Here is a 26,364-nt window from a genome sequence, read left to right on the forward strand (position 1 = left end):
GATTTTAAGCTAGCATTATATTTACGGAATATAGTGTTTTAATTTAATATTTCAATATATAGCAAATTAACAGTACAATTTTAAAACATTCAAAATTAAACAAATTAATTATCTTAATAAATAACTGTTTTTTATATTTAAAATATAGTATATGGAAAATTCATGGGAAAAATAACTGCACTGACATACTATAGATTCGATGAAGATTATTTAGAAGATTATCGAAAAAATCTTAAAAATTTATGTGATGATTACCTTATCATTAAGGATATTGAGGGAGGATTAATGCATGCTGAAGGAGAATATAGACAGCGTTTATATCAACAGGCATATGAGCAAGGAACTAAATGGGCTGTTGTTTTAGATCCGGATGAACGATTAGAAAAAAGAGCAGGAAAAATTTTAAAGAAACTCATCAGGCAAGCAGAAAAAGAAAATGTCAAAAGGATTTTTAAATTTAACTATAGAGAAATGTATACTTCTAATGAATATCGCTGTGATGGAATTTGGAATAATAAAGAAAGAGTAGTTGTTTTTCCTCTTTTAGAAGAAAATATTTACTCTGATGCAGCCCTTCATATGCCAAAGCATCCTCTTAATTCTGATTATGAAATTATCAATACTGACCTGAATATTTATCATCTTAAGCATATTAATCCGGCTTTACGTCAACATCGGAGAGACATTTATGAAAAGTTAGATGCAGATCATAAATATCAAACTATCGGATATGACTATCTAATTGACGAAACAGGAATCGAATTAGCAAAGATATCATGGAAAAGAAGGTTTACTCCCAAGTATCGTGAGTATCATATTAATGAAGGTATTTTTTCAATGGAATAAATATTTTTATACTTTTACTTATAAAATAAAGTAATCTTATTGTCAGAGTTATTTTTAGCAAAAAAATTTATACTTTTCATTTAATTAAATAATTTTATTCTGTTTTTTAAAATATATTATTGGACAGAAGGTATTATCAATAATTTATTGTTCAGGATCAGATTTTATATTTGAAAACCTTAACTAATCAGAAAAGCCATATACTATGGTATCAATAAGTTATTTTATTAATAGTGATGTGATGAAAAATTTAATTTGCTATAAAACATTACCAGTCTGGAATGCACAAACCTTACCGAAACAGTTTCGTGAACAGCATAATACACAAACAGGTACCTGGGCAAAATTAAATATTATTAAAGGTTATGTGAATTTCGATATATTAACCGAACAGGGAGACATCATTTCTGAGCATGTTTTCAATACTCAGCAGCAACCACCGTTGATTTTACCGCAGCAATGGCACCGGATAGCTCAGGTATCGGATGATCTGCAATGCCAGCTGGCTTTTTATTGTCTGCCGGAAGATTACACTCAGAAAAGATATCAAATGACCAAAACGCACTCTGAAGTACTGGCTGTTAGTCAGTTCATTCCGGCAGGGAAAGTTTTGGATTTAGGCTGTGGTTCCGGTCGTAACTCACTCTATTTACAGCTACTGGGTTTTGATGTTGATTCCGTTGATAAATCAGAGGTGAGTATTAATAATCTACAAAGCATTATTGCTAATGAACATTTAGACCATATTAATGCATCTGTTTATGATATAAATCAGGCTGATTTAACAGGTAATTACGATTTAATTATTTCAACAGTGGTAATGATGTTTCTACAGGCAGACAGAATTCCCGATATCATTCGCAATATGCAAATGATAACAAAACCGGGGGGGTATAATTTAATTGTCAGTGCGATGTCCACTGACGATTTCCCTTGTACAGTCGGGTTTTCGTTTACTTTTAAAAAGAATGAATTGCGTAATTATTATCAGGACTGGAATATTCTGAAATACAATGAAGATGTTGGTGAACTGCATAAAACCGATAGTGATGGGAATCGAATAAAACTGCGATTTGCCACTTTACTGGCACAAAAAAAGTAATATCTCAGGATGTAGTTGAGTACAATTGAAAACATGCAATGGTTAAATAGAAAATTCAATAATAACTATATAAGATTAAAAAGCGATAATGCCAGTTTCAGACTAAGTAATACTTATTTGAAAACAGTCAGATCTGTTTCCCTTGAAACCAGCAGAGCATTAGTAAACAACTAACTGAATTAAAAGTAAAAGTATCCAGTTTAATTAAAAAATAGCATGATAATGACACCAATTACAACTCTACAGCGTAATAAAATATCCGGCCAATGATAATAATGTGATTAGCTGGTATACAGACATCACTATATTCCTTTGTATTAAAAGCATGCAAACGTACTTCTTCATAGGGCATTGAATATAGTTTCCTGATGCGATACTGGTGATTTTGTTTAATCAGATATAAATTACCATCAATAATATTGGTGCGGTTTAAATCTACTGCAAAAATAGTACCGTAAGGAATAATAGGTTCCATACTATTATCATTTACCGAAAAGCACACCACCATTTGCGGATTGATTTTTTTACGCTCCAGAAGCTCAGTTCTTAAACTGATTCTTTTACCGTGCTGAATATGCAGTTGGTTTGACTGCACACTGCCGGCCTGTTCTATTGAAGAATAAAATGGAACGAGCGTTTGATCCTGATTTTCTGCAATAATATTTACTTCTGCAGCCAATGTTGTGGTTGTAGCCGGAAAAGGACTACCACGGCCTTCACGTAACCAGGATAAACTGACACCCAGTATATTGGCCAGTATATCCAGATTTTTCGGTTCGTAATGACCATTCTCCCATTTAAATACGGCAGTTTTAGAAACCCCCATTCTATCAGCCACCTGTTGCTGTGACAGAGCCACATGCTTACGCGCCTGTTTAATCCGATCGCTTAACATCAGTTATCTCCTGACTCAAATACAGAATGATGTTAACGTAAATCGTGTTATGTTTTGTTTATACGAATAATCATTTTTAATATATAAAATATGGAAATTTATCCAAAAAAAGTTAATATTATTTACCCTATATAAATTATTCAATAATATTAATATGATAATTCATCATAAACTTTAATCAATATCATATTACATTAACAATTTGACTTTTTAAACTTTCAGTTTAACGTCATTTTTACATATTTTTTACACAAAAGTTTGATATAAATCTTATTCTGACATTGTATGTTTGCATTCAAAGCATCAGATATTTACCTGTTAGATATTAAATATATCTGAATTTTGCCGGATAAATAATCTGAAACGACGAATAAATTTAATAAATATTATCTACAAGTTAATATATGCCAAAACAATATCAGCCTGATTATCAGGCTGATACCAGACAGACAGAATATTAATTCTGTCTGCTTATTTTCAATAGATTAATTATTATTGAATGCGGTTTTAAGCAACAGAAACAATCATACCGGCGGCAACAGTATGGTTGGTGGCTTCATCAATCAGAATAAAGGCTCCGGCAGCAGGATTATCCTCATAAGTAGTTGCTACCACAGGTTTCTGAATACTAAGCTGTACACGGCCAATATCGTTTAGCTGCAGGCTGTCGCTGTCTTCGCGATGGTTCAGGCTTTGTACATCCAGCAGATAATCAACCTGTCTGATTTTGGCGTATACCGTCTGAGTAGTATGCTTGAGCCAGTAGCGGCGGGCTGAGTTTAAGGGTTTGCTGTCAAACCAGCACACGGAAGCACTGATGGTTTTTACAGGCTGTAATGCACTATCTGCTGCCACCAGACTGTCGCCCCGGGAAACATCAACATCATCTGCTAGTACCACAGTCAGCACAGCTCCTGACTGTGCCTGCTCCACCTGACCATCAGGCGTATAAATGGCCGCTATGGTACTGGTCTGCCCTGCCGGTTCAATGCGTATACGGTCGCCCACTTTCAGGGTACCTTGTTCCAGACGCCCCTGATAACCGCGAAAATCATCTGCGCTGCTGCCATCCAGCCGGGCAACCCGCTGAACAGGGAATAATGCAGGAGCAGACAGTAACTGGCTGCTGCGGTTGGCAGCGGGCAGGCTTTCCAGCAAAGGCAACAGAGGCTGCCCCTGATACCATGGCATATGCGCGCTGGCAGTCACTATATTGTCACCATTCAAAGCTGATATGGGTACGTAGCTGATATTGTGCAAATCCAGAGCAACAGCCAGTTCAGCATAGGCACGCTTAATGGCATTAAATTTTTCTTCACTGTAATCCAGTAAATCCAGTTTGTTTACAGCCACAATGATATGCGGCGTACCCAGCAGTTTCAGAATTGCGCTATGGCGGCGGGTTTGCGGCAGTAAGGCTGGTGTATGTTCAGTGTAATCCAGCCGGGTTGCATCTATGAGAATAATGGCTGCATCAGCAGTAGATGCACCTGTAACCATATTGCGTGTGTACTGCTCATGCCCCGGCGTGTCAGCAATAATAAATTTACGCGCCGGTGTGGCAAAATAACGATAGGCTACATCTATAGTAATACCCTGCTCACGCTCAGCGGCAAGTCCGTCAGTTAGCTGAGCAAAATCAGGAATGCCGTCGGCGGTACGTTTGTGCTTGCCGTGATACAGCGAAGCAACCTGATCAGCCAGTAAGGACTGACTGTCAAACAGCAGTCGTCCTATCAGTGTGGATTTACCATCATCTACGCTGCCGGCAGTAATAAAACGCAATACAGAATCAGTACTCATCGGTGTCTCACTTTTTTAAGGTTGCCGCCTGTGCCAGCATCTGTTGCAGGCTGTCCCGGGCAGGTTCCAGTTTTCTGAAGCCGTCTTCTGCCATCAGATGGCCGCCATCAGGGATATACTGAATACTGCTATGCAAGGCATGGGCAATATCGTTACTGGCTGCTTCGGGAACATATGGGTCATTAGTTGAAATAATGCTGTGAACCGGCATACTGATTTGCTGCAATACTGCAAAATCCGGCTGACTGGCATCAATATAACCATCCAGTATTTGTAGCCTGGGCAGGTGTGCGGCAAATCCGGCAACCAGAATCAGACCGCCCAGCCGTGCAGGTTTATGCCGGCTGAGAAATTGCAGCAGCGTAATAACGCCAAGACTATGACCAATCAGAAAAGTCTGTTCATCCGGCTGCCCGATAAGCTTATCCAGTGTCTGCTGCCATTGCGCTGCCTGCGGATAATCCGGCTGAGGCATAAGCGGTACGGTTACTTCTGCACCGGTTGTCCGGATCTGTGCAGCCAGCCAGTCGAACCAGTTATCCTGCGGACTGCTCTGAAAACCATGCACAATAAATATTCTGGCCGGTAATACCGTTTGTTTTTCTGTCATCAGAAATAACCTGCTTTCTTGCGCTCTTCCATCGCTGCTTCCGATACCTGATCATCCATACGGGTAGCATTACGTTCGGAAATCGTGGTTTGTGCGGTTTCAGCAATAATTTCTGCTGCTGTACTGGCTGTGCTGGCTACCGGACAGGTGCAGGAAATATCGCCGACAGTCCGGAAACGTACACTGCGCACAATACTGACTTCACCTTCTTTTTTCGGTGTCAGCTCTGTTACCGGTACCAGCATATCGTTGCGCTCAACGACTTCTCGCTGATGTGCATAGTAAATCTCCGGCAAAGCAAGCTGTTCACGCGCGATATATTGCCAGATATCCAGCTCTGTCCAGTTGGAAATCGGAAAAACCCGCATATTTTCACCCGGATGCAGACGTGTATTGTACAAATCCCATAATTCGGGACGCTGGTTTTTCGGATCCCACTGACCAAATTCATCCCGAAAAGAAAAAATCCGTTCTTTAGCCCGGGCTTTTTCCTCATCCCGTCTGGCACCGCCCATTAATGCATCAAAGCCATTGGCTTCAATTGTTTCCAGCAGAGTGACAGCCTGTGCGGCATTCCGTGAATCTGTAGCCCGGCGCAGAGTAACACTGCCGCGGCGAATCGACTCTTCTACGCTGCCGACGACCAGACGTGCACCAAGGCGGCGTACGACTTCATCACGGAAAGCAATAACCTCCGGGTAGTTGTGTCCGGTATCTATATGCACCAGTGTCAATGGCAGTTGCAGGCTGTGCCCCGGAATCTGAAAAGCCTTTACAGCCAGAGACAGCAGCACCACTGAATCCTTGCCGCCGGAAAACAGTAATGCCGGATTGCGTGCTTCGGCCACTACTTCGCGGATAATGTAAATAGATTCAGCTTCCAGCCAGTCCAGATGTTTGTCTTGAATACTCATGATATTCCCGTTACGGGCACAGACCATTCTGTCTGCAACCCTGAGTTGATTTCAGCTTATTTATGTAAACCACATTCTTTACTGTCCTGACTTTCCCACCACCAGCGTCCGGCACGAATGTCTTCGCCTGCTTTTACAGGGCGGGTACAGGGCTCACAGCCGATACTGGGATAACCCTGCTGATAAAGGGCATTAACCGGTAACTGCTGCTGCCGGGCATATGCCCATATTTCAGTTTCCAGCCATTCGGCCAGAGGGTTATATTTAGCCATGCCGTGCACCTGATCCTGCTCTGCCAGAGCCAGAGCCGTACGTGTTGCCGACTGCTCACGCCTTTGTCCGGTTATCCAGGCATCGGCCTGACTCAGAGCACGGCCAAGCGGTTCTATTTTGCGGATATGACAGCACTCACGCCTCAGTGCAACACTGTCATAAAAAGCCAGTCTGCCGTGAGTGGCGATATATGCATTAACAGCGTGTTCATCCGGCCGGTATTCCGTAATATGAATACCCCAGTGCTGACGCACAGCCCCCAGCAAGCTCAGTGTTTCACTGTTCAATGCACCAGTATTAAGCGTAAATACTTCAATAGGCAGCTGTTCGCGGGCAATCACATCAGTAATGACCATGTCTTCAACCGCCAGACTGGAAGCAAATTTAACATGGTGATGCTGCTGTGCAATCTGCTGCAAGCGTGTTGTCAGCTCGGCCGTCAGAGCCGGCAGGCGGCCGGTGGCAGCCGCATCATGCGGAGGAGTCCACAAACGGGGACGCAACATGGTTATCACTATCCTGAATGCACAAATTATTAATGACAGTAATTGTTTAACCGGATTACTGTCTGAATAGCACAAATAGTAACAAGTGCAGCCGGCATGGAGGAAAGAATAAAAATTTCTTTCTTTATAACCAAACTTCCGGTCACTGATGCTGCTGTTACAGATATAACTGCCAACGCTTTGGTTAGAAAAATTGCTTCTTTTTCATCCGGGCACCAGCGCTTATAAGATAGCGTATAAACAACAACGACAAGTCAGCATGAATCACTACCCGATTTTTACCCAACTACACCAGCGTAAGGTATTACTGGTGGGTGGCGGCCACGTAGCCGAACGCAAAGCCGGTGCTTTATTAGAAGCTGGTGCGCATCTGCTGGTCGTCGCACAGCAGACTACAGCCAGATTTAAAGAATGGTTTGACCGGCAACAGGCTGAACATATAAGTACCGAATTCAGCCCTGATTTATTAAACGGTATTTTTCTGGTGATTGCCGCAACCAGCGATCATGCGCTTAACCAGCGTATTTTTCAGGCAGCCGAAGCAGCAGCCACTTTCTGCAACTGCGTAGACCAGCCTGATTGCTGCTCATTTATTGTCCCGGCACTGATTGACCGCAATCCGATACAGGTAGCGGTAAGCAGCGGCGGTCATGCACCTGTGCTGGCTCGGCTGATTCGTCAGCAAATTGAATTATTACTGCCCTTTTCTATCGGACGGGCAGCGGCGATAGCCGGACGCTGGCGCAAACGAGTCAAAGCCACGCTGCACAACATGAGCGAACGCAGGCGTTTCTGGGAATATCTGTTTGAACACAGCCGTTTTAACCAGTATATTGCCCGTGGTGATGAATCAGCAGCAGAAACACTGCTGCAACAACAACTTACGCAGCATCAGCCTTTGCCACAGGGCGAAGTTACTCTGGTCGGAGCCGGCCCGGGCGATGCCGGTCTGCTGACCCTGCATGCTTTACAGGCGATACAGGCAGCAGATGTGGTGTTATATGATGCACTGGTTTCAGCAGAAGTACTGGATTTGGTTAGGCGTGATGCATTAAAAATCAGTGTAGGCAAACGTTGCGGACACCATCAGGTACAGCAACAGCAAACCAATGAATTACTGGTACAGTGGGCGCAGCAGGGAAAACGTGTTGTGCGTCTGAAAGGCGGTGATCCGTTTATATTCGGTCGTGGCGGAGAAGAATGTGCCATATTGCAGGCTGCTGAGATTCCGTTTCGGGTTATTCCGGGTATCAGTGCCGGTCTGGGGGCAACTGCCTATGCCGGTATTCCGTTAACCCATCGTGATTATGCTCAGAGTGTATTATTTATTACCGGTCATCAGCAGCTGGCCGACCAGCCTTATGGCTGGCAGACACTCGCCCGTAACCGGCAGACACTGGTCATTTACATGGGTACGCTGAAAGCCGCTGAAATCAGCAGACAACTCATTAACCACGGACGTGCCGCCGATACACCGGTTGCGATTATTTCTCATGGTACGCTGTCCAGCCAGAGTGTCTTAACCGGCAGGCTGCATCAGCTGGCCGATCTGGCTCAGCAGGCTGATACACCGGCTCTGATGGTTATCGGTGAAGTAGTACAGTTGCAGGAGCAACTGGCATGGTTTAACCAGACGGATATCCAACCTGTTGCCAGTGAAGCTGCTGCATAGAAATTAATCATTTCTCCGGCTGAAAAAACAACACGTTTGCAAACGTGTTGTTTTTTCATTCAGGCAAGTATCAGTCTGCCTGCGCTGCGGTCTGGGCATAGTTAGCCAGACCAACTTCTTCAATCAGGTCTAGCTGTGTTCCCAGCCAGTCCAGATACTCTTCATTTACTGCTTTTTGCTGTTCAAGCAAATCACGGGAAACAAAATCCAGCTGGTTTTCACATACTGCAATGGCATCAGCCAGTGCCACATGTTTTGCCTGTTCTGCCTGCTGGTCACATTGCAGAATTTCGATGATATTTTCGCCAACCAGAATTTTGCCGTATTCCTGTAAATTTGGCAGTCCTTCCAGCAGCAGAATGCGTTCAATCAGTGCATCCGCACTTTTCATATCGCGAATCGAATGTTTGTATAATGCCTCACCCAGTTCGGCAAAACCCCAGTTACGTAATATCCGTGCATGTAAAAAATACTGATTGATAGATACCAGCAACAGACCCAGATTTTTATTCAATGCCTGTAAGGCCAGACGATCACCCTGCATATCTTTCTCCTTACAGCTGGCTTTGCAGATAATTCGGCAAACCCATTATTTCAATCTGGCGTAACTGTTGCTCCAGCCAGTGAGCATGGTCTTCTTCAGTATCTTTCAGCTGTGTCACCAGAAACTGCCGGGTGACATAGTCCTGTTCCTGCTCACACAGCTTAATTGCATCTTTCAGATTCTGGCGTACACAAAGCTCTGTTGCCAGATCATTTTCAAGCATACTAATCACATCAGTACCGACATTAATTGCATCCGGTACCATTTCCGGTTTGCCATTGAGCATCAGAATACGGTGAATAAACTGGTGAGCATGATCGGTTTCTTCCTGCATCTCATGGTCTATACGCTGAAAAAGCTTCATATAGCCCATATCTTCATACATGCGTGAATGCGCAAAATACTGGTCACGTGCGGCCAGCTCTCCTGCCAGTAACCGGTTTAAACAATCCAGTACAACTTTTTTGCCTTCCATGTCTGTTTCCTTTTTGCTCAAAACTCTTCTGCTAATCCGTCCAGACAGGCATGCTCAATCACTAAACAGTCGTCAACAAACCGCCCTGACTCATTTGCCGTCATAGCCTGAACGCCATTCATAGAATTTTGTTTATTAATTTATCATTGCCGGTATCATCAGCAGATTAGGCGATGCACTGACATCGCGCAGTCATTTATACGGGGAAAAATATTCTAAAATAATATCTTTTCTGTCTTGGGTTGCAGACTATTACTAGCCCGCAACCCGACTCCCCTCTAAATAATTGTATTAATAAAGCAATAAATTCTGCCTAATCATTAATACAACCATTTAGGGTTATCATAACATTAAATTAAATAACTATTTTTAATCTAAATAAGACTAATTTTCATAATAATTTGATAAAATATTCTCAATTTAACAAAATATTAAATAAAAACATATCTTTACAACAATAATGGTTCTCACCATCTATTAAGCTGTTGAAAACTACCTGTAATAGCCATTTAATTTATAAAATATTTATATAATTTAACTTATTTTCACTATTTATTTTTATTTTTACAGCAACATACCCATAATTTTATCAGTTAGTTATCCGTGTAAAACATAATTATTCGCATTTATTATCGGAGCAGAATATACCAATAAAATAAATACTGCTTAGTATCAAAAATTATGAAAATAAAATAGTTTGCCTGAAAGAGAGGCAATGTCCGGAACTTCAATATTGAAACAATTTATTTAATACAATGCTAATACAGTCAATTAGTAGTTATTTACAGATACAGGGTAATACCTCTGACCAAAATACAAGAATCATACCGGATGGCTTTTGAGAATGATGACTACAGCCTGTCAAATAAATACTGGCTGGTCAGAAGAAAGCAGAAAATCCGTTTGTAAGTAACAAAAAATCCGTACCGGAATTTAAGTTCTCCGGCTGATAAACAATCAGAGCGGAAAAAAATTTCAGTACGGATTAATACAGATTACGGTTTAAAGTACTGGCTTACAGCACAATACCACCAGTTACTCCGTATACCTGTGCTGTCACATAGCTGGATTCTTCAGACATTAAGAAAACATAGGTAGATGCAAGTTCGGCAGGCTGTCCGGCACGACCAAGTACTGATTCACTCTGACCGAATTTCGGAATAGCTTCAGGAGGCTGACCACCGGTAATTTCCAGTGCAGTCCAGATTGGACCGGGAGCTACAGAATTAACCCGGATACCTTTGGCGGCAACCTGTTTAGCCAACGCCTGAGTAAAAGCAACAATTCCGGCTTTAGTAGTGGCATAGTCGACCAGATTCGGGCTAGGCTGATATGCCTGTACAGAGCTGGTCGTCACAATAGTGGCACCGGCAGGCAAGTGCGGCATAGCAGTCTGAATTACCCAGAACAGGGAAAAAATATTCACTTCAAAAGTCTTTTTCAACTGTTCAGTGCTGATATCACAGAAACGCTCTACCGCAGTCTGTTTACCAGCAACTAAAGTCAGACCATCCAGACCGCCCAGCTCGGTACGTGCTTTTTCAACCAGCTGTTTGCAAAAATGCTCATCACTCAAATCACCGGGTATGCACACCACTTTACGGCCGGCTTCCTGTGCCAGAGCAGCAACCTGTTTTGCATCCTCTTCTTCGGCAGGCAAATAATTAATGGCCAGATCGGCACCTTCGCGTGCATAAGCGATAGCAGCAGCACGACCAATACCTGAATCAGCACCAGTTACCAGAATTTTACGGCCGCGTAAACGACCATGACCTTCGTAACTTCTTTCACCGCAATCCGGCACCGGATCCATTCTGCTTTGCAAGCCCGGTGCAGGCTGATGCTGTTTAGAAAAATCCTGATGGTAGTACTTGGTTCTTGGATCTTGTAAACCTTCTTGATGCTTCATAATACATCTCCTTGTTTAACAATGCTTTATCCAAAATGGAACAGCTGAACCATCATACGACAGATTAGTACACAACAAAGAAAAGTATCTGTAATTTATGTCATTATTCTAGTTAAAGTTTATTAATCTCAATGGCTTAAAAAAAAAACAATAATCAAATGATGACATCAAACATCCATCCGGACAGATTTCAGAACCGGTAAGTATACGAAACACCGGCAATATGCGCATTCGAACGATAATCGGCTTCACCACGCACATTGCTTGATACATGTGTTCCTTCATCCTGCTGATTCATATGTGTATGCTGAATATGCAGATAGGCATACGATACCGCTACCGTATTCTTTTTATCCACATCATACTTAAATCCGGCACCAAACAGCCAGCGGTTACCATCAGGAATAGTAGACAGACGCGAAGAAGCACTGCGTACTGGTGACTGGTCATAATTCACGCCGAAACGCCACTGCAGATGCGGATTCTGCTGATAGGAAGCACCCACGCCAACCGCATAAGTATCACGCCAGTTTGTGGCAATATGAGTGGTATTCGAAGTAGCGCCATGTACCGGATCAATTGCCTTATCATTCTCAAATTTAATATCCAGAGCATGCAGGCGTGAAGAACGCGTCCAGCTCACATTGCTGAAAACATTCCACTGCGGATTGACCTTCCACATACCATGTACAGATACTACTTCCGGCGTAGTAATCTGTACCTGTGCACCTTCCAGAGCCTTAAAGCCAAACTGCTCAAACAGCGGAGCATAGTTTTCTGCATATCTGCCCATAGGTTTCCAGCGCGCAGTACCGTGCAAATGCTGATTAATCTTCGAACGATAGCTGACACCAACCCGGACATCATCATTAATGTCCCATAACCAGCCGGCATTAAAACCATAGCCCCAGTCATTACCCTTAACTGTTGCGCGTGCATCAAATGCGCCCGGAGCTTTCTGATGTAATACAGATTGCGGTATTCCCGACTGTGCACTGCCTACCGGCGTAAAATCCGCATATTTCTGTACTTCTGCATGCAGGTATTGCGCAATCAGCCCCACACCCAGTGAATGTCTGTCATTAATTTTGTAGGCAACAGCCGGATTAATATTCAATGCCTTTACATTGGTTTTATTCACGTTATAGCGCAATACCGAATCAGAACTATCATTGGTTCTGGCCGCATACGGAATATATACCCCAAGTCCCATACCCCATCTGTCGTTCAGGCGATGGGAAAAATACAGCTGCGGCACCAGTTGCGCGGTATTGGCAATATTGCCATGCTCAGGTCCCTGTACAGCCGCACCGTCTGAAAATGTCCCACGGGCATTACGATATTTAATATCAGGTTTAATCACAAACAGATTAGTATCAAGCTGGGTGCCATCCAGATACGTCAATCCGGCAGGATTATTGACAATGGTTGCCGCATCAGCCGCTTCAGCAGCAGCTGCATTACCGGTTCCAACAGCTGTTACCGACTGTAATCCCAAATGATATCCTGAAGCATATACAGGAGAAACAACTACCGCAGTACTGATTAACACCGCACTTATTTTCATCACAACTGGCAAATGTCTTGTCATTGTGTTTTTTCTCAAACGCATAAAATAAAAAAAGACCTTAATTAAAGGTCAGAAAATAAATAAAAATATTCAGTAAAATTTCAAATTAGCAAAATTTGAGTGTTTATTCTAACTTAAAAAGATAAATAATGCTGATAGATAATCTTTACAATTATTCAAATAGATTAAATTTTTTATAATTGGATACAATTAATTTTCATTCAAATTGCATAAAAAATGCAAATAAAAATTATTATTTTTCAAAGATATAAAATTACCGATATCAGAGATATGCACTGATTAAAACCGGACAGACAAACAAGAGAACTAAACGCATAATAAATTAAATAACAACAAAATTGTATTATTCAGAATGAATTTGAAACATATTTGCCCGATATCATGTTCAGTTTGCTTATACATGACTGACCATTATTTCTGGCTGGTAAGCAAACCACAGATAAACAGATAACTAATGATTACCTGAAAATGAATACCATCCATTCCGCTGTGCCTCACACCAGCGTTTCATTATTCCGCCATCAATATTTGCCCGATTTTGCAATTATTAATTATTTTTTATATAGCAGTTTCAGCATTTATTAGCAAAAATATCCGGCAACCAGCCATTTACAGTAACCAGTGCCAGTGGTTACACTGTCGTATTATTGATTTCCACGGCAGCATAACAATGTTTCAACGTTTGAAACGTACCTGGCCACTATTACTGTTATGGCTGGATCTGATTTACAGTTTCATACTGAATATTGTTGCCAGTATTTCAATGGAACAGACGCCAGTACCGCGCAACAGTTTACCGGTATCACCAGACATTGCCTTTAGCTGGTTACAGGTAATCGCCAACGGCGGTATGGTATTCATTCTCAGCCTGGCTTTTCGTACACTGCTACAGTTAAACCGCGCAGTACAGCAACAGCAGATATGGCCTCTGACATTGCTCAGAGCAGCTGCGCTGCTGATTGTACTGGCATTTAGTTTACCTGCATGGTGGCAATGGTCATGGGCATTATGGTCACTTGCACACGGACAGCTGGTTATAGACTGGCATAATCTGCATTACCTCATCGTTTCCATACTGTTACTTTATCCTGCTCCCCTGTGTCTGTGTTTACTCTGGATCCGCAGCCGGCAGCAGCACAGCAAAGCTGACTCCGGTAGCTCTGCTGAATCTGAAAACACCCAGCCACCAACCTGATTATTCACTACCGTCTTAAGCAAATACTGGCTGCAGACCAAATAGGGTAAAATATGCGCCGGAAATACAGTTGCGGACTTAATTTGCATGAACACACAATCCATTACCGCCTTACTTAACACAATATCCATTCCGGACAGTAACCGTACACTGGGCAGTGAAAAAGCCCTGAGTAATGTTACCGTCACCAGTGACGGCATTCATCTGGATCTTACTTTTCCCTATCCGGTTGCCCATCTGATTGACGAACTGCAACAGCGTATTGATCAGGCCATTACCACTGAATTCGGTGACACACCATTATTTGTTCAGGTACAACTGGCGATAGGCAAACATAAAGTGCAGCCCGGTGTGCAAACCATTGCCGGCGTCAAAAATATTATTGCGGTTGCCTCAGGTAAAGGCGGTGTGGGCAAATCGACTACCAGTGCTAATCTGGCAATTGCCCTGAGCCGCATGGGTGCCCGTGTCGGCGTTCTTGATGCTGATATTTACGGCCCCAGCCAGCCTACCATGCTCGGTGTCGCCGGCCTTGAACCGCGTCAGCATCAAGATAAACTGATTCCGGTCATGGCTGCCGGTGAAATTCAAGTGATGTCCGTTGGTTTTCTGGTTGATACTGATCAGGCAGTTATCTGGCGCGGCCCGATGGTTAGTCAGGCCTTACAGCAGCTTCTGTTTCAGAGCCAGTGGGATGATGTCGATTATCTGATTATCGACTTACCCCCCGGTACAGGCGATATCCAGCTGACACTGGCACAGAAAATTCCGGTTACCGGTGCGGTTGTAGTGACCACACCGCAGGATATTGCTCTGATTGATGCGCGCAAAGCAGTCAATATGTTCCAGAAAGTCAATATTCCCATTTTTGGCGTACTTGAAAACATGTCGGTGCATATCTGCTCTAACTGCGGCCATACCGAATCTATTTTCGGACAGAATGGCGGTAAACAGCTTGCTGATAAACTCGGTGTTCCCCTGCTGGGTCAGCTACCGTTAACACTGGCTGTACGTGAGGCCATGGATAACGGTACCGCCGGCATACTGGCAGAGCAGCAGCCGAAAATAGCCGGCTTGTATGAACAGGCTGCATGGCAGCTGGTGCAGGCGCTGGCAGATCAGGGCAAAGACTATAGCCGGCGTTTTCCCAAAATTGTGGTCGAATAAACCTGCACAGCCAAATACATTTACCGAACCATGCGATAATATTCACAACGGTTGTGACTGCACGGCCGTTTTAACAGCCTGTCTGCATCCGGCACAGCCGTCAGACACAGCAAATTGAATTTAACCTGTTGTAACCAATGACACCCTTGGTGATGCCATTTTATGAACACACCGTTTTGGCCGTTACTGGCCTTGCTTGCCGATGGTCTGGCACATGAAGTCCAGACACTGGCAGGCATTCTGAATAAAAAAATACCGCAGCTCAATGCAGCATGGCAGGATATGCCTGCCCATATCCAGAATCTGCTGCGTCAGCGTAATGGTGTCTGGCAGCTAACTAAAACTCTGGCATTAATACCGGAACACATCTTCAATACCAGTGCCCGTCAGTACGGGTTTAATCCGCAGCTGCTGGAGCAGACCACATCGACCAACAGCGTCCTGCTGGAGCAATTGCGCTATGCACCGGTAAATACAGCGCCGCAAATCTGTCTGGCTTATGAGCAGACTGCCGGGCGCGGACGTCAGGGCAAATCATGGCAAAACCGCATCGGCGACTGCCTTATGTTCAGCCTGAGCTGGTCATTTAAGCGGCCTCAGGCAGAGCTTGGCGGTCTGGCGCTGATAGTAGCACTGGCTGTTGCACAAACTTTACGCGAACTCGGTGTAGCGGCACAAATTAAATGGCCGAATGATCTGATGCTGGATAAAAACAAACTTGGCGGCATCCTGATTGAAACCATAGCGCAACAGAATCAGACTACTGCTGTTATCGGTATCGGCATCAATTTCAGCCTGCCCGATCAGGTAGGCACAGCCACAGCTATTCTGTCCCTTCTGCCACATGCACAGGTAACACAGATTTTTCAGGGTATTCTGGCCAAACTGATACAATATCTGCCGCGGTTTGACCAAACCGGACTAGATTCATTTCTTAATGATTACAACCAGCTGCATCGGGATCAAGGACAAATAGTCCATCTCTTGGCCAATGGCAAGACCATTGCCGAAGGTACCGTTAACGGGATTGCAGCATCGGGGGCTTTATTGCTGCAAACTGCCGACGGAGAACGCCGTTTTGTCACCGGTGAAATCAGTTTGCGCCCGGGGACTGCACAGAATCAGGTAAAAGCCAATGACAGAAAACGTTACCTGCTACTGGATGCCGGCAACAGCAAACTCAAATGGGCATGGGTAGAAAACGGCTGCATACTGGGTTATGGCAAAGCCGCCTACTACGACCTGCAACCCCTGATTCAGGACTGGAACAAACAAGGAGCCGGCGTACAGCGCATTATCGGCTGTGCTGTCTGTGGAGAAGCCCGCCAGCAGCAAATCGCGGGTATTCTGCCTCTGCCAGTACAGTGGCTGCCTTCCATGCCGGAAGCACTCGGCATCTCCAATCATTACCGCAATCCGGCCGAACATGGTGCCGACCGCTGGTTTAACCTCATCGGCAGCCGGCGCTACAGCCGTCAGGCCTGTGTCGTGGTCAGCTGTGGTACTGCTGTCACAGTAGATGCCCTTACCGACACCAACCATTATCTTGGTGGCAGTATCCTGCCGGGTTTTTATTTAATGAAAGAGGCATTATCGCGACGCACTGCTAACCTTAACAGGCCACTGGGCAAACCATACGCTTTTGCCACCACCACCCCGAATGCCATGGCCAGCGGCATTATGGACGCAGTCTGCGGGGCTATTGTGCTGATGCATGCGCGCCTGCAACAGAAAATCGGTGCCGGTAAACCTGTCGACATTATTATTACCGGCGGTGGTGCCAATAAAGTGGCTCAGGCACTCCCTAATACATTTGTCTTAGACAACCGCATTGAAATTGTGGATAATTTAGTGATTTACGGTTTACTAAACTGGGTTGAATACGCATGAAATGGCTGTTTGCAATTTTGGTAGCACTCAATATCATTGTTTTCGGCAGCATGATAGCAGGGAAACTGGTACATAGTAATTCTGGTGCACCTGCTGCAGCCAGTGCGGCCAGCCCTGAAACAGAAGCTGTTGCACCAGCCAGTCCGGACATCAGTGTACGGCAGGCAACAGAAACTGAAACTGTTGCCGGCAGCAATACAACAGCAGCTAAAGCTGCCAGCAAAACAGAAACTACTGCTGCGCCCAAAACAACTACTGCCGCTACTACTACTGCTTCCGACAACACTGACAAACAGCCTGCTGCTCCGGCCAATACCTGTACTGCCACTGTTACCCTGCCGGAAGACGATTTTCATCGTATCAAAGGCCTGCTTACTCACTGGCCGTTTACCACCAGCCGCTTTATAGAACAGGTCAGCGCTCCGGCCAAAACCCGTCAGACAGCTGCTCCTACCCGCTACATGGTTGCCCTCTCTTCCGGTAATGACAGCAGTATACGTGCCCGTCTGCAGGAACAGGGATTTGACTACGGTGTTAATCAGGGTAAAGTCAGCCTTGGCGTATTTAACCGCCGGGAAGATGCAGAAGGCTTGATGGCGCGAGCCAAAATGCAGGGATTCAGTGACGCCTTTATCACCACATTGGGCGGTAGCAGCGACAGTGACAGCCAGTCATCCGGCAGTTCCGCTACCAGCATTGCCAAAATGCGCGTTGTATTCAGTGGTGTAGACAACTCAGCTATGCAGGACATCAACGCCATTACCGGTCGTTACGGCCGGATGCAGCGTAGTGGTAAATGTCATTAAGCCGGCACCTATCCGCTTAAATATTCATGAGTACCCGTGCAGTTATCCTGAAAAACATATCCGCTAATCTACTGCTGCAACTGATAACTGCACTGGGCGGATTCATCCTGCCGCCGTTAATTGTTGTAACCTATGGTTCAGCAACCAACGGTATGCTGGCCTCTATCAAACAGTTTATTGCCTACCTGACTTTACTGGAGGCTGGCATCGGTGCAGCTGCCGTCGTAGCCCTTTATCAGGCGCTAACAGCACAGGATAACCAGCTGCGTAACCGCATTCTCGCAGCCGCCCATCACTTTTACCGCATCTCCGGCTGGCTGTTTGCCGTCGCATTACTGATACTGGCTATCCTGTTTGCCTGGCTTACCCACACCGAAATCAGTGCCAGCCTTACCTTTTACATGGTACTGATAATGGGTGCCGTGAATATTCTGGATTTTTTCTTTTTCGGCAGCTACCGTGCCTTACTTACTGCCGACCAGAAAACCTATATCATCTCCGCCATTCAGGCTGGCAGCATCTTCGTTAACATCGTCGTATGCTACTGGCTGATTCGTAATGGCTATAGTATTCTGACTGTTCAGTTTATCTCTACCCTGATACAGGCGAGTAAATTTCTGTTGTACCGTCACTATGTAAAACACCACTATCACAATCTGAACCAGCATTACGACAAACATAACGCGTATAAGCTGCAACAAACATGGGATGCCCTTACCCATCAGCTAACCGGTCTGCTGATATTCAGCTCACCACTGGTACTGATTACTTTTTTCCTGTCACTGAAAGACGCCAGCATCTACGCCGTTTATGCGTTGATTTTCGGCGCCATCAAAATGGCCTTGCAATCACTGTCACAAGGCATGCAGGCTATTTTCGGTCATAGCCTTACCACAGATATCCAGCGCACCCGTCAGAATTTCTGCCGCTATAATCGTCTCTTTATGTGCTTTCTGGGCTGGGTCTATACATGCACTGGCCTGTTGCTGGTGCCCTTTATTCAGCTTTATACCCGTAATATGACCGATGCCAACTACCATCAGCCCGTGCTGGCTGCCCTGTTTTTACTGGTGGGCATTATTGAAAACAGCCGTATTCCGAGTATGACCATGATCATGGCAGCCGGTCGTTACAAAGACACCAAACCACAGGCACTGATCGAAGCTGCTCTGAACATTACCTGCTCAGTATGCTTTATACAGATATGGGGCAGTGCCGGCATTTTACTTGCAGCACTGATATCATTTCTTTACCGCAGCAGTGAAATGGTGCATTACACCAGCAAACACATTCTGTCCCTGCCCTGCACCCGTGCCTATCTGCTGTGGCTGACAGTTTTTGCTAGCATCGCCATTATCCTCACTATTGGCTGGCATCCGGTAAACAGCATCAGTGTACATACCTTTATCGATTGGATTAAACTTGGCTTTATTACCGGTCTGAGCACCGCCATACCCTTTGGCATCCTGTTAATTCTGATTTATCGCCGGCCTGCCCAATGATACCCAAACTGATTCACTATTGCTGGTTCGGACCTCAGCCACTGCCTGCCACCACCCGACAATATATTGCCAGCTGGCGCCAGTTTCTGCCCGATTATCAAATTCAGCTGTGGAACGAACACAATTTTGACTACCAGGCTAACGCTTACACCCGTTCAGCCTATGCTGCCGGAAAATATGCCTTTGTAGCCGATGTCTGCCGTATTCAGGCACTTTATCAGCATGGCGGCATCTATCTGGATACCGATGTACAGATGATTGCCTCATTCGACCCGTTTCTGCACCATCACTGCTTCACCGGTTTCGAACAAGGCATGAATCCCTATACCCGCGAACTTACCTGTAACCCTCAGGCCGGCGTAATGGGTTGTGAAGCCGGCAGCATTCTTATGCAGGATATCCGGCAACAGTATCAGAATCTTGAATTCAATCCGCAGCAGCTTATTACCATCAACCAGTTATTTAAACAAATATACCAAAAGCATGGAATTATCCTTAACGATCAGCGACAGGAAATTCCCGGCTATGTCTGCGTTTATCCAAGTGATTACTTCATGGCCAAAAATGCCTATACCCATGAACTGAACCGTACTGCTAATACTGTCTGCATTCATCACTACGACGGTACATGGCTTAATGACAGTAAAGGCGTCAACCGGCTCAAACGCAGAATCCTGAACACTCTGCGTACTACACTTGGCGCCCGTAACAGCCAGAAACTGATAGCGCTGCTCAAACGGAAAAACCGATGAACACCAGTACTGACAATACCCCGATTGATTTTGTTCTGCCATGGGTAGACAACAGCGATCCGGACTGGCTGGCTGCAAAAAACCACTATCAGCCACAGCATCAGGGACACAGTGACGCGACCAGTAATAACCGTTATCAGGATTTCGGCACCCTGCGTTATGTGCTGCGCTCCATTGAAAAAAACTGCCCGTGGTATCACAAAATTTACCTGATAACCGCCGATCAGCAGCCACCATGGCTGAAAACCAGCCATCCGAAAATCGAAATTGTCAGCCACCGGCAACTGTTTATCCGCCCGCAGAATCTGCCAGTATTCAACTCCTCAGCCATCGAAATGAATCTGGTTAACCTTAAAGGCCTGAGTGAACAATTTGTTTATCTTAACGACGACACCGTCATTTTGCGTCCTGTCCCGCGTGAGCGGCTGTTTCAGCACGGGCTGCCGGTAGACTTTCTCTGTCATGGCTGGCTAAAGCGCGGCAGCCTGTTTCGCCGTCTGCGCGGCCGCAACAGCTGGGTAGATGCACTGAATAACAATATTGCCCTGATTAACCGCCTGTATCAGCCGGCCTCACTGAATAAACAGCAATTATTTGCCCATAGCTACAGTTTGCGTGAAAAATTCAGCAATTTCCTGCTCAAATACCTTTACCGCCATTATTTTTGGTTTGCTCACTGGCATCTGCCCCAGCCGTACACCCGCAGTACCCTGCAACAGGTTTATCAGCACTTCGAACCGGAAATACTTGCCAGCACCGCAAACCGCTTCCGCGCCGGTAACGACCTCACCATCTACCTCAATCGCTACTGGCAACTGGCCAGCGGTGCATTCATACCCCAAAAACACAACGACGGCTTCGTGCGCAACATCAGCAACATCACCGAGCTGAATAACGCTATCCATTATCTGCATCACCACCCGGAAATCCGTTTTGTCTGTCTCAACGATACCTACACCAGCAACAACAGCACCGAACTGGCACAACTGCACGCTGCTCAAAGTGCATTTTACGAGCACTACCTGCCCGATCCGGCCTCATTTGAGCAAAACAGCCAGCAGCCATCATCACAGTATAAATAGATATAAATGTAAAAAAAATCAGCAACTATCTTTGATGTAACAGCATAAACCTGCACCCGCCGTCATTCGAGAGGCACCTGCCTGCATTGTTGCGATATAATAAACAAATCTTGACAAACCATTAGCATAGGCATCCATCACTGCCACAACCATGAAAACGCGCCCTTTTTCCGTTCTGCTTTCCTTATATGCACAGGAACATCCCGACTGGCTCAGCGCCTGTCTGGAAAGCCTGTGTACGCAGAGCATACAGGCCGACGAAATCATCATGGTACTGGATGGTGCCGTAGGTACTGAACTGCATAGCGTACTGAACAGCTATCAGACCCGGCTGCCTCTGAAAATCGTCCCCCTGCCGCAGCATGTCGGTCTCGGACATGCCCTTAATGCCGGACTGGAACACTGCCAGCATGAATGGATCATGCGCATGGATACTGACGACATCTGCGCACCCGGACGGTTTGAATACCAGTGGGCATATATCCTGGAAAACCCCGATATCGCCCTGTTCAGCGGGCAGATAGCTGAATTCAGCACAACCCCTGAACTAAGCGGCACAGTCAGGCAGGTACCTCTTACAGACAGTGCTATCCGCCATTATGCTCAGTGGCGCAACCCGATTAATCACATGGCTGCGGCCTACCGCAAAAGTGCGGTACAGGCAGTAGGCGGCTATCAGCATCACCAATGGATGGAAGATTATAACCTGTGGCTGCGCCTGCTGGCGGCCGGCTATCAGGCAGCAAACCTGCCGGAAACCCTCGTGTATGCCCGTGCCGGCCACAACATGCATGCCCGCCGGCGCGGGCTGCGCTACCTTCGCAGCGAATGGCAGCTGCTGCGTCTTAAACACCGCCTCAAAAGCCAGCCATTACTGCCGGCACTAAGCTGTTTTGCCCTGCGCGGCAGCAGCCGTCTGCTGCCCACCAGCCTGCTGGGCAACCTCTACCAACATTTGCGCCTGAACAAATAAAAAACAATTATGCGAAGTTTACTGTCCTATAAAAGCCGTCTTTTCTTCGGAACCCTGCTGGTAATGCTACTGCCACTGGCCATCATGGAGCCTATTAAAGGCTTTGCTCAGGGACGTGCTGCTTTCATCACCAGCATAATTCTTGCCGGTATTGCCCATATTCTGACAACCAAATCTTTATCCGTATTCAGCAACTTTCCCGGCAGAAAATCCGCAGTAATTGCTTTGCCGCATGCTTTCTTCTGGTTTTTCGGCATGTGGATGACGGCCAAATTCTTTAACCTGCCCTATACCGTATGGTTTTTATTCATGGCAGGCTGTCTGTCCCTGTTTCTGTGTATTTCTTATATCTATTACCGCAACAAATTCATAACAACCTACGCATACCTGCCCTACGGACGTGCCAGCAACGCCGATCAGCTTCCCAACGTCAACTGGATAAAATTAACCAGCCCTTGCCTGCCTGAGACCTCTGTCATTAACGGCATTGTTGCCGACCTGCACGAACCTGAGCTCGACAACCACTGGCAGAAATTTCTTGCCCGGCAAACCCTCAATGGCATGCCTGTCTACAATATTCGTCAGGTAGAAGAATTTCTTACCGGACGGGTTAAAATTCATCACCTATATGAAAATGATCTTGGTTCTTTGCTGCCTTCACCAACCTATGTATTGATTAAACGCGTATTCGACATCGTTCTTATCCTGCTATCTGCCCCTGTTACCCTGCCGGTAATGCTTATTACTGCCATTGCCATCAAACTTGAAAGCCCGGGTAACATCCTGTTCCGGCAAAACCGTGTAGGACGCAGCGGCAAAGAATTCTGTATTTATAAATTTCGCAGCATGTGCAGCGATTCAGAGAAAAACGGTGCCCGCATGGCGCAGCTTGGGGATGCCCGCGTCACCCGTATCGGACACATCATCCGCAAAACCCGCATCGACGAACTGCCGCAATTCTGGAACATCCTGAAAGGTGACATGAGCCTGATTGGTCCTCGTCCTGAGCAAAAAGTATTTGTCGACCAGTTTATTCAGGAAATTCCCTTTTATGACTACCGCCACATTGTCAAACCCGGTATTTCCGGCTGGGCGCAGGTTACTCAGGGCTACGCTGCCGACACCGAACAAACCCAGATAAAAATCGAACATGATTTTTACTACATCAAACATTTTTCCTTCTCACTCGATATACTCATATTCTTCAAAACCCTCAAAACCATGCTCACCGGCTTCGGCGCACGCTAACCCAGCCATCCCCATACAAAACGCTACCAGTAAAACCTTACCGGTAGCGTTGCAATACACAAACAGAAACCCATAAATCCAACAAAAAGCAAACCATGAACATCAAAACAGCCAAGCAGTAATACTCATAACATCGCTTAAACTTCTATTTTCCGCCATTTTCTATAATCTATTCAATTCCTTTAATTACATACCAATCAAAATCTGCCTGCACTGCGCATCCATATACACGTATCAAAAAAATAATAATCACATCCATTGCCGAATCGAATATCAATCTATAGCAATTAGCGCATAACATGCCACAACCAAATCTATGCATAACCAATTATCAAAACGCAATATTATTCATATATAAATATTTATTCTCCATATATAACATATCCTGACAATATAATTATTTCACAAACCTTATTTAGTCATTAACAATTATCAAATAACAGAAAATTTAAACACCAAACAACATTCAGCCATTCCCTGAATGTAAATAACATGTTAATTTATCTTTATAAAATAGAGAAACAAGACTACTTATGAAATCTGGATATAAAAAGATTGTGCTTATCGTGGTGCTGCTGTGGCAGGTGTTGCTGCTTGCCGGCTGTGACCATGATTTAAGCAAAGAGCCGGAGAAAAAAGTCGTTGAGCAAGTACCACAACCATTCCGTAATCAGGATAGCCGCGGGCGTTATGACACCATTGGCAAACTAGGTACTCAATCCATCAGCATCCCTGCTGGCGTGATTGATGGCTGGGCACGATATATGGGCGATCCGGGCGATTTTGCTGATCCGAAAATCAAAGCCAGATACCAGCGGCCACCTAAAACCTATGATTTACCAATTGAATCATTTGGCTTTCTGTATCGTATTACCGATGGCGATGTCTATACCTCTTTCCGGAAAACAGAAGAGGATTATCGCCACGATAATGAAACCTTAATCCCGTATGGCAAGCCTTTCCCTTGGGCAAGCGTAAGTGTCTATGGTCAATATGATGCTACTGCACCGTTGAATTTTAATTTTACGGTCCAGGATGACTTCAGAGTATCAAAAGAAATTTCAAATATTGATTATATTCAGCAGCCACAACCGCTGTATGGCCTAACCGTATATCGGGCAAATAATGGTATTGATCCGGAAACCGGCGAGCCGTGGAAATCGGATACCCTTACCAAAGATAGAATGATTAAAAAAGATCAGGCCGGCAATATTAAAACCTATATCAAGTGTGAATTTACCCATCATATAGATTCCTGTGACCATATGTTTTATAACGATGACTGGCATATCCAAGTATGGATTAGTTACAGCCGTACTTATCTGCCGCAGTGGCAGGAAATGGAGGGCAATATTATCAAAATACTGGATAGCTGGCGCGTAAGCCGGGAAGGCAAGCTGCTGGGTAAACAGATTGGTAAGGCTTAGTTTTTGATAGTGGTACAACCTATTGGTTATCTTAGGGAGAAGAGCATGTTAGAAGCACAAAAAGTAAGCAGAAGTGAAATTCAGGTATGGCGTAAACAGATTGAAAATGGAGATTTATCCGATGTTGGCGAGGTGTATCAGCAACTGGCCAAACGTGGCTATCATTATGCTGAATGGGCCTATGGGGTAGCTTCTGCGAATACCATTACCGGTAATGGCGCACTGGAATTTATGCAGACGGTGGCGAATAAACATAATCATAATTTAACGGCCGATGAAACTAATAAGATTCGCCGCGCTGGTTAAGCTTATTTAAATGTAAATATTTATTAATATATTCTATATGCATAAATACTGAACTTTTGCTTAATATTTAATTTAAAACAATAAAAATTCTAAAATGGCATTTTTTTTATTTTCTTTTGGTAAAGTTTCTGTTAATTTTTATCCTGTGAAATAGAGAATCAAGGCTGCTTATGAAGTCTGGATATAAAAAGATTGTGCTTATCGTGGTGCTGCTGTGGCAAGTGTGGCTGCTTGCCGGCTGTGACCATGATTTAAGCAAAGAGCCGGAGAAAAAAGTCGTTGAGCAAGTACCACAACCATTCCGTAATCAGGATAGCCGCGGGCGGTATGACACCATTGGCAAACTAGGTACTCAATCCATCAGCATCCCTGCTGGCGTGATTGATGGCTGGGCACGATATATGGGCGATCCGGGCGATTTTGCTGATCCGAAAATCAAAGCCAGATACCAGCGGCCACCTAAAACCTATGATTTACCAATTGAATCATTTGGCTTTCTGTATCGCATTACCGATGGCGATGTCTATACCTCTTTCCGGAAAACAGAAGAGGATTATCGCCACGATAATGAAACTTTAATCCCGTATGGCAAGCCTTTCCCTTGGGCAAGCGTAAGTGTCTATGGTCAATATGATGCTACTGCACCGTTGAATTTTAATTTTACGGTCCAGGATGACTTCAGAGTATCAAAAGAAATTTCAAATATTGATTATATTCAGCAGCCACAACCGCTGTATGGCCTAACCGTATATCGGGCAAATAATGGTATTGATCCGGAAACCGGCGAGCCGTGGAAATCGGATACCCTTACCAAAGATAGAATGATTAAAAAAGATCAGGCCGGCAATATTAAAACCTATATCAAGTGTGAATTTA

24 protein-coding genes are annotated in these 26,364 nt (G+C 44.8%); 15 read left to right on the forward strand and 9 right to left on the reverse strand.

The features are described from left to right. Positions 1-162: 162 nt before the first annotated feature. Entirely contained in the window at positions 163-846 is a 684-nt protein-coding gene (locus tag GYY70_RS11520) for a hypothetical protein (protein ID WP_037393737.1), read from the forward strand. Positions 847-1,087: 241 nt separating this feature from the next. Continuing rightward, entirely contained in the window at positions 1,088-1,948 is an 861-nt protein-coding gene (gene tehB / locus GYY70_RS11525) for an SAM-dependent methyltransferase TehB (RefSeq protein WP_174832451.1), read from the forward strand. A gap of 232 nt (positions 1,949-2,180) precedes the next feature. On the opposite strand, the gene GYY70_RS11530 is transcribed toward tehB, so the two are convergent. The 5 genes from GYY70_RS11530 to GYY70_RS11550 form a co-directional block, all read right to left on the reverse strand. Then, the gene (locus GYY70_RS11530; protein WP_041880273.1) at positions 2,181-2,843 is read right to left on the reverse strand and encodes an XRE family transcriptional regulator; all 663 of its coding nucleotides are present in this window, start codon (positions 2,841-2,843) and stop codon (positions 2,181-2,183) included. 507 nt (positions 2,844-3,350) lie between these two features. After that, positions 3,351-4,646, reverse strand: coding sequence for a sulfate adenylyltransferase subunit 1 (locus GYY70_RS11535; RefSeq protein WP_174832453.1), 1,296 nt, complete (start codon positions 4,644-4,646; stop codon positions 3,351-3,353). Between the two features lie 7 nt (positions 4,647-4,653). After that, positions 4,654-5,256 carry an alpha/beta hydrolase gene (locus tag GYY70_RS11540; protein WP_078475207.1) on the reverse strand — a complete coding sequence of 201 codons (603 nt, stop codon included), beginning with the start codon at positions 5,254-5,256 and terminating at the stop codon, positions 4,654-4,656. Beyond that, on the reverse strand, positions 5,256-6,170 hold the full coding sequence (gene cysD, locus GYY70_RS11545; protein ID WP_078475255.1) for a sulfate adenylyltransferase subunit CysD: 915 nt from the start codon (positions 6,168-6,170) through the stop codon (positions 5,256-5,258). The genes GYY70_RS11540 and cysD overlap by 1 nt, the downstream gene beginning before the upstream one ends. A 56-nt stretch (positions 6,171-6,226) precedes the next feature. After that, entirely contained in the window at positions 6,227-6,955 is a 729-nt protein-coding gene (locus tag GYY70_RS11550; RefSeq protein WP_370521261.1) for a phosphoadenylyl-sulfate reductase, read from the reverse strand. A gap of 253 nt (positions 6,956-7,208) precedes the next feature. On the opposite strand from GYY70_RS11550, the gene cysG reads away from it, so the two are divergent. Then, positions 7,209-8,621: a siroheme synthase CysG gene (gene cysG / locus GYY70_RS11555; protein ID WP_174832455.1), complete on the forward strand. Its 1,413-nt coding sequence runs from the start codon at positions 7,209-7,211 to the stop codon at positions 8,619-8,621. Positions 8,622-8,691: 70 nt separating this feature from the next. Here cysG and bfr (GYY70_RS11560) read toward each other — a convergent pair whose 3' ends face one another. From bfr (GYY70_RS11560) to GYY70_RS11575, 4 genes are all read right to left on the reverse strand, one after another. Beyond that, entirely contained in the window at positions 8,692-9,165 is a 474-nt protein-coding gene (gene bfr / locus GYY70_RS11560; RefSeq protein ID WP_041880283.1) for a bacterioferritin, read from the reverse strand. Positions 9,166-9,175: 10 nt separating this feature from the next. Continuing rightward, a complete protein-coding gene (bfr, locus tag GYY70_RS11565; RefSeq protein WP_025331758.1) occupies positions 9,176-9,640 on the reverse strand; it encodes a bacterioferritin in 465 nt (154 codons plus the stop codon). 1,015 nt (positions 9,641-10,655) lie between these two features. After that, positions 10,656-11,549 carry an SDR family oxidoreductase gene (locus tag GYY70_RS11570; RefSeq protein ID WP_084548596.1) on the reverse strand — a complete coding sequence of 298 codons (894 nt, stop codon included), beginning with the start codon at positions 11,547-11,549 and terminating at the stop codon, positions 10,656-10,658. 190 nt (positions 11,550-11,739) lie between these two features. Beyond that, complete coding sequence (locus tag GYY70_RS11575) at positions 11,740-13,140, reverse strand: OmpP1/FadL family transporter (RefSeq protein WP_171991515.1); 1,401 nt, start codon at positions 13,138-13,140, stop codon at positions 11,740-11,742. Positions 13,141-13,810: 670 nt separating this feature from the next. Here GYY70_RS11575 and GYY70_RS11580 point away from each other — a divergent pair. The 12 genes from GYY70_RS11580 to GYY70_RS11635 all read left to right on the forward strand — a co-directional run. After that, positions 13,811-14,335, forward strand: coding sequence for a hypothetical protein (locus tag GYY70_RS11580; RefSeq protein WP_174832456.1), 525 nt, complete (start codon positions 13,811-13,813; stop codon positions 14,333-14,335). 87 nt (positions 14,336-14,422) lie between these two features. After that, positions 14,423-15,502, forward strand: a complete 1,080-nt coding sequence (gene apbC / locus GYY70_RS11585; protein ID WP_174832457.1) for an iron-sulfur cluster carrier protein ApbC — start codon at positions 14,423-14,425, stop codon at positions 15,500-15,502. A 162-nt stretch (positions 15,503-15,664) separates the two neighbouring features. Continuing rightward, the gene (locus tag GYY70_RS11590; RefSeq protein ID WP_174832458.1) at positions 15,665-17,392 is read left to right on the forward strand and encodes a biotin--[acetyl-CoA-carboxylase] ligase; all 1,728 of its coding nucleotides are present in this window, start codon (positions 15,665-15,667) and stop codon (positions 17,390-17,392) included. After that, positions 17,389-18,198, forward strand: a complete 810-nt coding sequence (locus GYY70_RS11595; RefSeq protein WP_037393753.1) for an SPOR domain-containing protein — start codon at positions 17,389-17,391, stop codon at positions 18,196-18,198. The genes GYY70_RS11590 and GYY70_RS11595 overlap by 4 nt, the downstream gene beginning before the upstream one ends. 26 nt (positions 18,199-18,224) lie before the next feature. Next, positions 18,225-19,700, forward strand: coding sequence for a lipopolysaccharide biosynthesis protein (locus GYY70_RS11600; protein WP_174832459.1), 1,476 nt, complete (start codon positions 18,225-18,227; stop codon positions 19,698-19,700). Beyond that, the gene (locus GYY70_RS11605) at positions 19,697-20,452 is read left to right on the forward strand and encodes a glycosyltransferase family 32 protein (RefSeq protein WP_174832460.1); all 756 of its coding nucleotides are present in this window, start codon (positions 19,697-19,699) and stop codon (positions 20,450-20,452) included. The genes GYY70_RS11600 and GYY70_RS11605 overlap by 4 nt, the downstream gene beginning before the upstream one ends. After that, positions 20,449-21,534 (forward strand): stealth family protein, encoded by a 1,086-nt coding sequence (locus GYY70_RS11610; RefSeq protein ID WP_174832462.1) that lies wholly within the window; start codon positions 20,449-20,451, stop codon positions 21,532-21,534. The genes GYY70_RS11605 and GYY70_RS11610 overlap by 4 nt, the downstream gene beginning before the upstream one ends. Positions 21,535-21,685: 151 nt before the next feature. Beyond that, entirely contained in the window at positions 21,686-22,507 is an 822-nt protein-coding gene (locus GYY70_RS11615) for a glycosyltransferase (protein ID WP_174832464.1), read from the forward strand. Between the two features lie 9 nt (positions 22,508-22,516). Continuing rightward, entirely contained in the window at positions 22,517-23,755 is a 1,239-nt protein-coding gene (locus GYY70_RS11620) for a sugar transferase (protein WP_051506515.1), read from the forward strand. A 533-nt stretch (positions 23,756-24,288) separates the two neighbouring features. Beyond that, a complete protein-coding gene (locus GYY70_RS11625) occupies positions 24,289-25,182 on the forward strand; it encodes a hypothetical protein (protein WP_174832466.1) in 894 nt (297 codons plus the stop codon). A 45-nt stretch (positions 25,183-25,227) separates the two neighbouring features. After that, complete coding sequence (locus GYY70_RS11630) at positions 25,228-25,488, forward strand: hypothetical protein (protein WP_174832468.1); 261 nt, start codon at positions 25,228-25,230, stop codon at positions 25,486-25,488. A 170-nt stretch (positions 25,489-25,658) separates the two neighbouring features. Continuing rightward, positions 25,659-26,364, forward strand: a 706-nt coding sequence (locus tag GYY70_RS11635) for a hypothetical protein (RefSeq protein ID WP_174832470.1), incomplete at its 3' end; no start/stop codon positions are given.

This window comes from Snodgrassella sp. ESL0324 (genome assembly GCF_013344955.1).
In the GTDB taxonomy this organism is placed as follows: Bacteria; Pseudomonadota; Gammaproteobacteria; order Burkholderiales; family Neisseriaceae; genus Snodgrassella; species Snodgrassella alvi.

What these genes read in the sequence shown, in the direction of transcription:
- GYY70_RS11520 (WP_037393737.1), top strand. Translation starts at nt 163, where the DNA reads ATGGGAAAAATAACTGCACTGACATACTATAGATTCGATGAAGATTAT.
- tehB (WP_174832451.1), top strand. Translation starts at nt 1,088, where the DNA reads ATGAAAAATTTAATTTGCTATAAAACATTACCAGTCTGGAATGCACAA.
- GYY70_RS11530 (WP_041880273.1), bottom strand. Translation starts at nt 2,843, where the DNA reads ATGTTAAGCGATCGGATTAAACAGGCGCGTAAGCATGTGGCTCTGTCA.
- GYY70_RS11535 (WP_174832453.1), bottom strand. Translation starts at nt 4,646, where the DNA reads ATGAGTACTGATTCTGTATTGCGTTTTATTACTGCCGGCAGCGTAGAT.
- GYY70_RS11540 (WP_078475207.1), bottom strand. Translation starts at nt 5,256, where the DNA reads ATGACAGAAAAACAAACGGTATTACCGGCCAGAATATTTATTGTGCAT.
- cysD (WP_078475255.1), bottom strand. Translation starts at nt 6,170, where the DNA reads ATGAGTATTCAAGACAAACATCTGGACTGGCTGGAAGCTGAATCTATT.
- cysG (WP_174832455.1), top strand. Translation starts at nt 7,209, where the DNA reads ATGAATCACTACCCGATTTTTACCCAACTACACCAGCGTAAGGTATTA.
- bfr (WP_041880283.1), bottom strand. Translation starts at nt 9,165, where the DNA reads ATGCAGGGTGATCGTCTGGCCTTACAGGCATTGAATAAAAATCTGGGT.
- bfr (WP_025331758.1), bottom strand. Translation starts at nt 9,640, where the DNA reads ATGGAAGGCAAAAAAGTTGTACTGGATTGTTTAAACCGGTTACTGGCA.
- GYY70_RS11570 (WP_084548596.1), bottom strand. Translation starts at nt 11,549, where the DNA reads ATGAAGCATCAAGAAGGTTTACAAGATCCAAGAACCAAGTACTACCAT.
- GYY70_RS11575 (WP_171991515.1), bottom strand. Translation starts at nt 13,140, where the DNA reads ATGACAAGACATTTGCCAGTTGTGATGAAAATAAGTGCGGTGTTAATC.
- GYY70_RS11580 (WP_174832456.1), top strand. Translation starts at nt 13,811, where the DNA reads ATGTTTCAACGTTTGAAACGTACCTGGCCACTATTACTGTTATGGCTG.
- apbC (WP_174832457.1), top strand. Translation starts at nt 14,423, where the DNA reads ATGAACACACAATCCATTACCGCCTTACTTAACACAATATCCATTCCG.
- GYY70_RS11590 (WP_174832458.1), top strand. Translation starts at nt 15,665, where the DNA reads ATGAACACACCGTTTTGGCCGTTACTGGCCTTGCTTGCCGATGGTCTG.
- GYY70_RS11595 (WP_037393753.1), top strand. Translation starts at nt 17,389, where the DNA reads ATGAAATGGCTGTTTGCAATTTTGGTAGCACTCAATATCATTGTTTTC.
- GYY70_RS11600 (WP_174832459.1), top strand. Translation starts at nt 18,225, where the DNA reads ATGAGTACCCGTGCAGTTATCCTGAAAAACATATCCGCTAATCTACTG.
- GYY70_RS11605 (WP_174832460.1), top strand. Translation starts at nt 19,697, where the DNA reads ATGATACCCAAACTGATTCACTATTGCTGGTTCGGACCTCAGCCACTG.
- GYY70_RS11610 (WP_174832462.1), top strand. Translation starts at nt 20,449, where the DNA reads ATGAACACCAGTACTGACAATACCCCGATTGATTTTGTTCTGCCATGG.
- GYY70_RS11615 (WP_174832464.1), top strand. Translation starts at nt 21,686, where the DNA reads ATGAAAACGCGCCCTTTTTCCGTTCTGCTTTCCTTATATGCACAGGAA.
- GYY70_RS11620 (WP_051506515.1), top strand. Translation starts at nt 22,517, where the DNA reads ATGCGAAGTTTACTGTCCTATAAAAGCCGTCTTTTCTTCGGAACCCTG.
- GYY70_RS11625 (WP_174832466.1), top strand. Translation starts at nt 24,289, where the DNA reads ATGAAATCTGGATATAAAAAGATTGTGCTTATCGTGGTGCTGCTGTGG.
- GYY70_RS11630 (WP_174832468.1), top strand. Translation starts at nt 25,228, where the DNA reads ATGTTAGAAGCACAAAAAGTAAGCAGAAGTGAAATTCAGGTATGGCGT.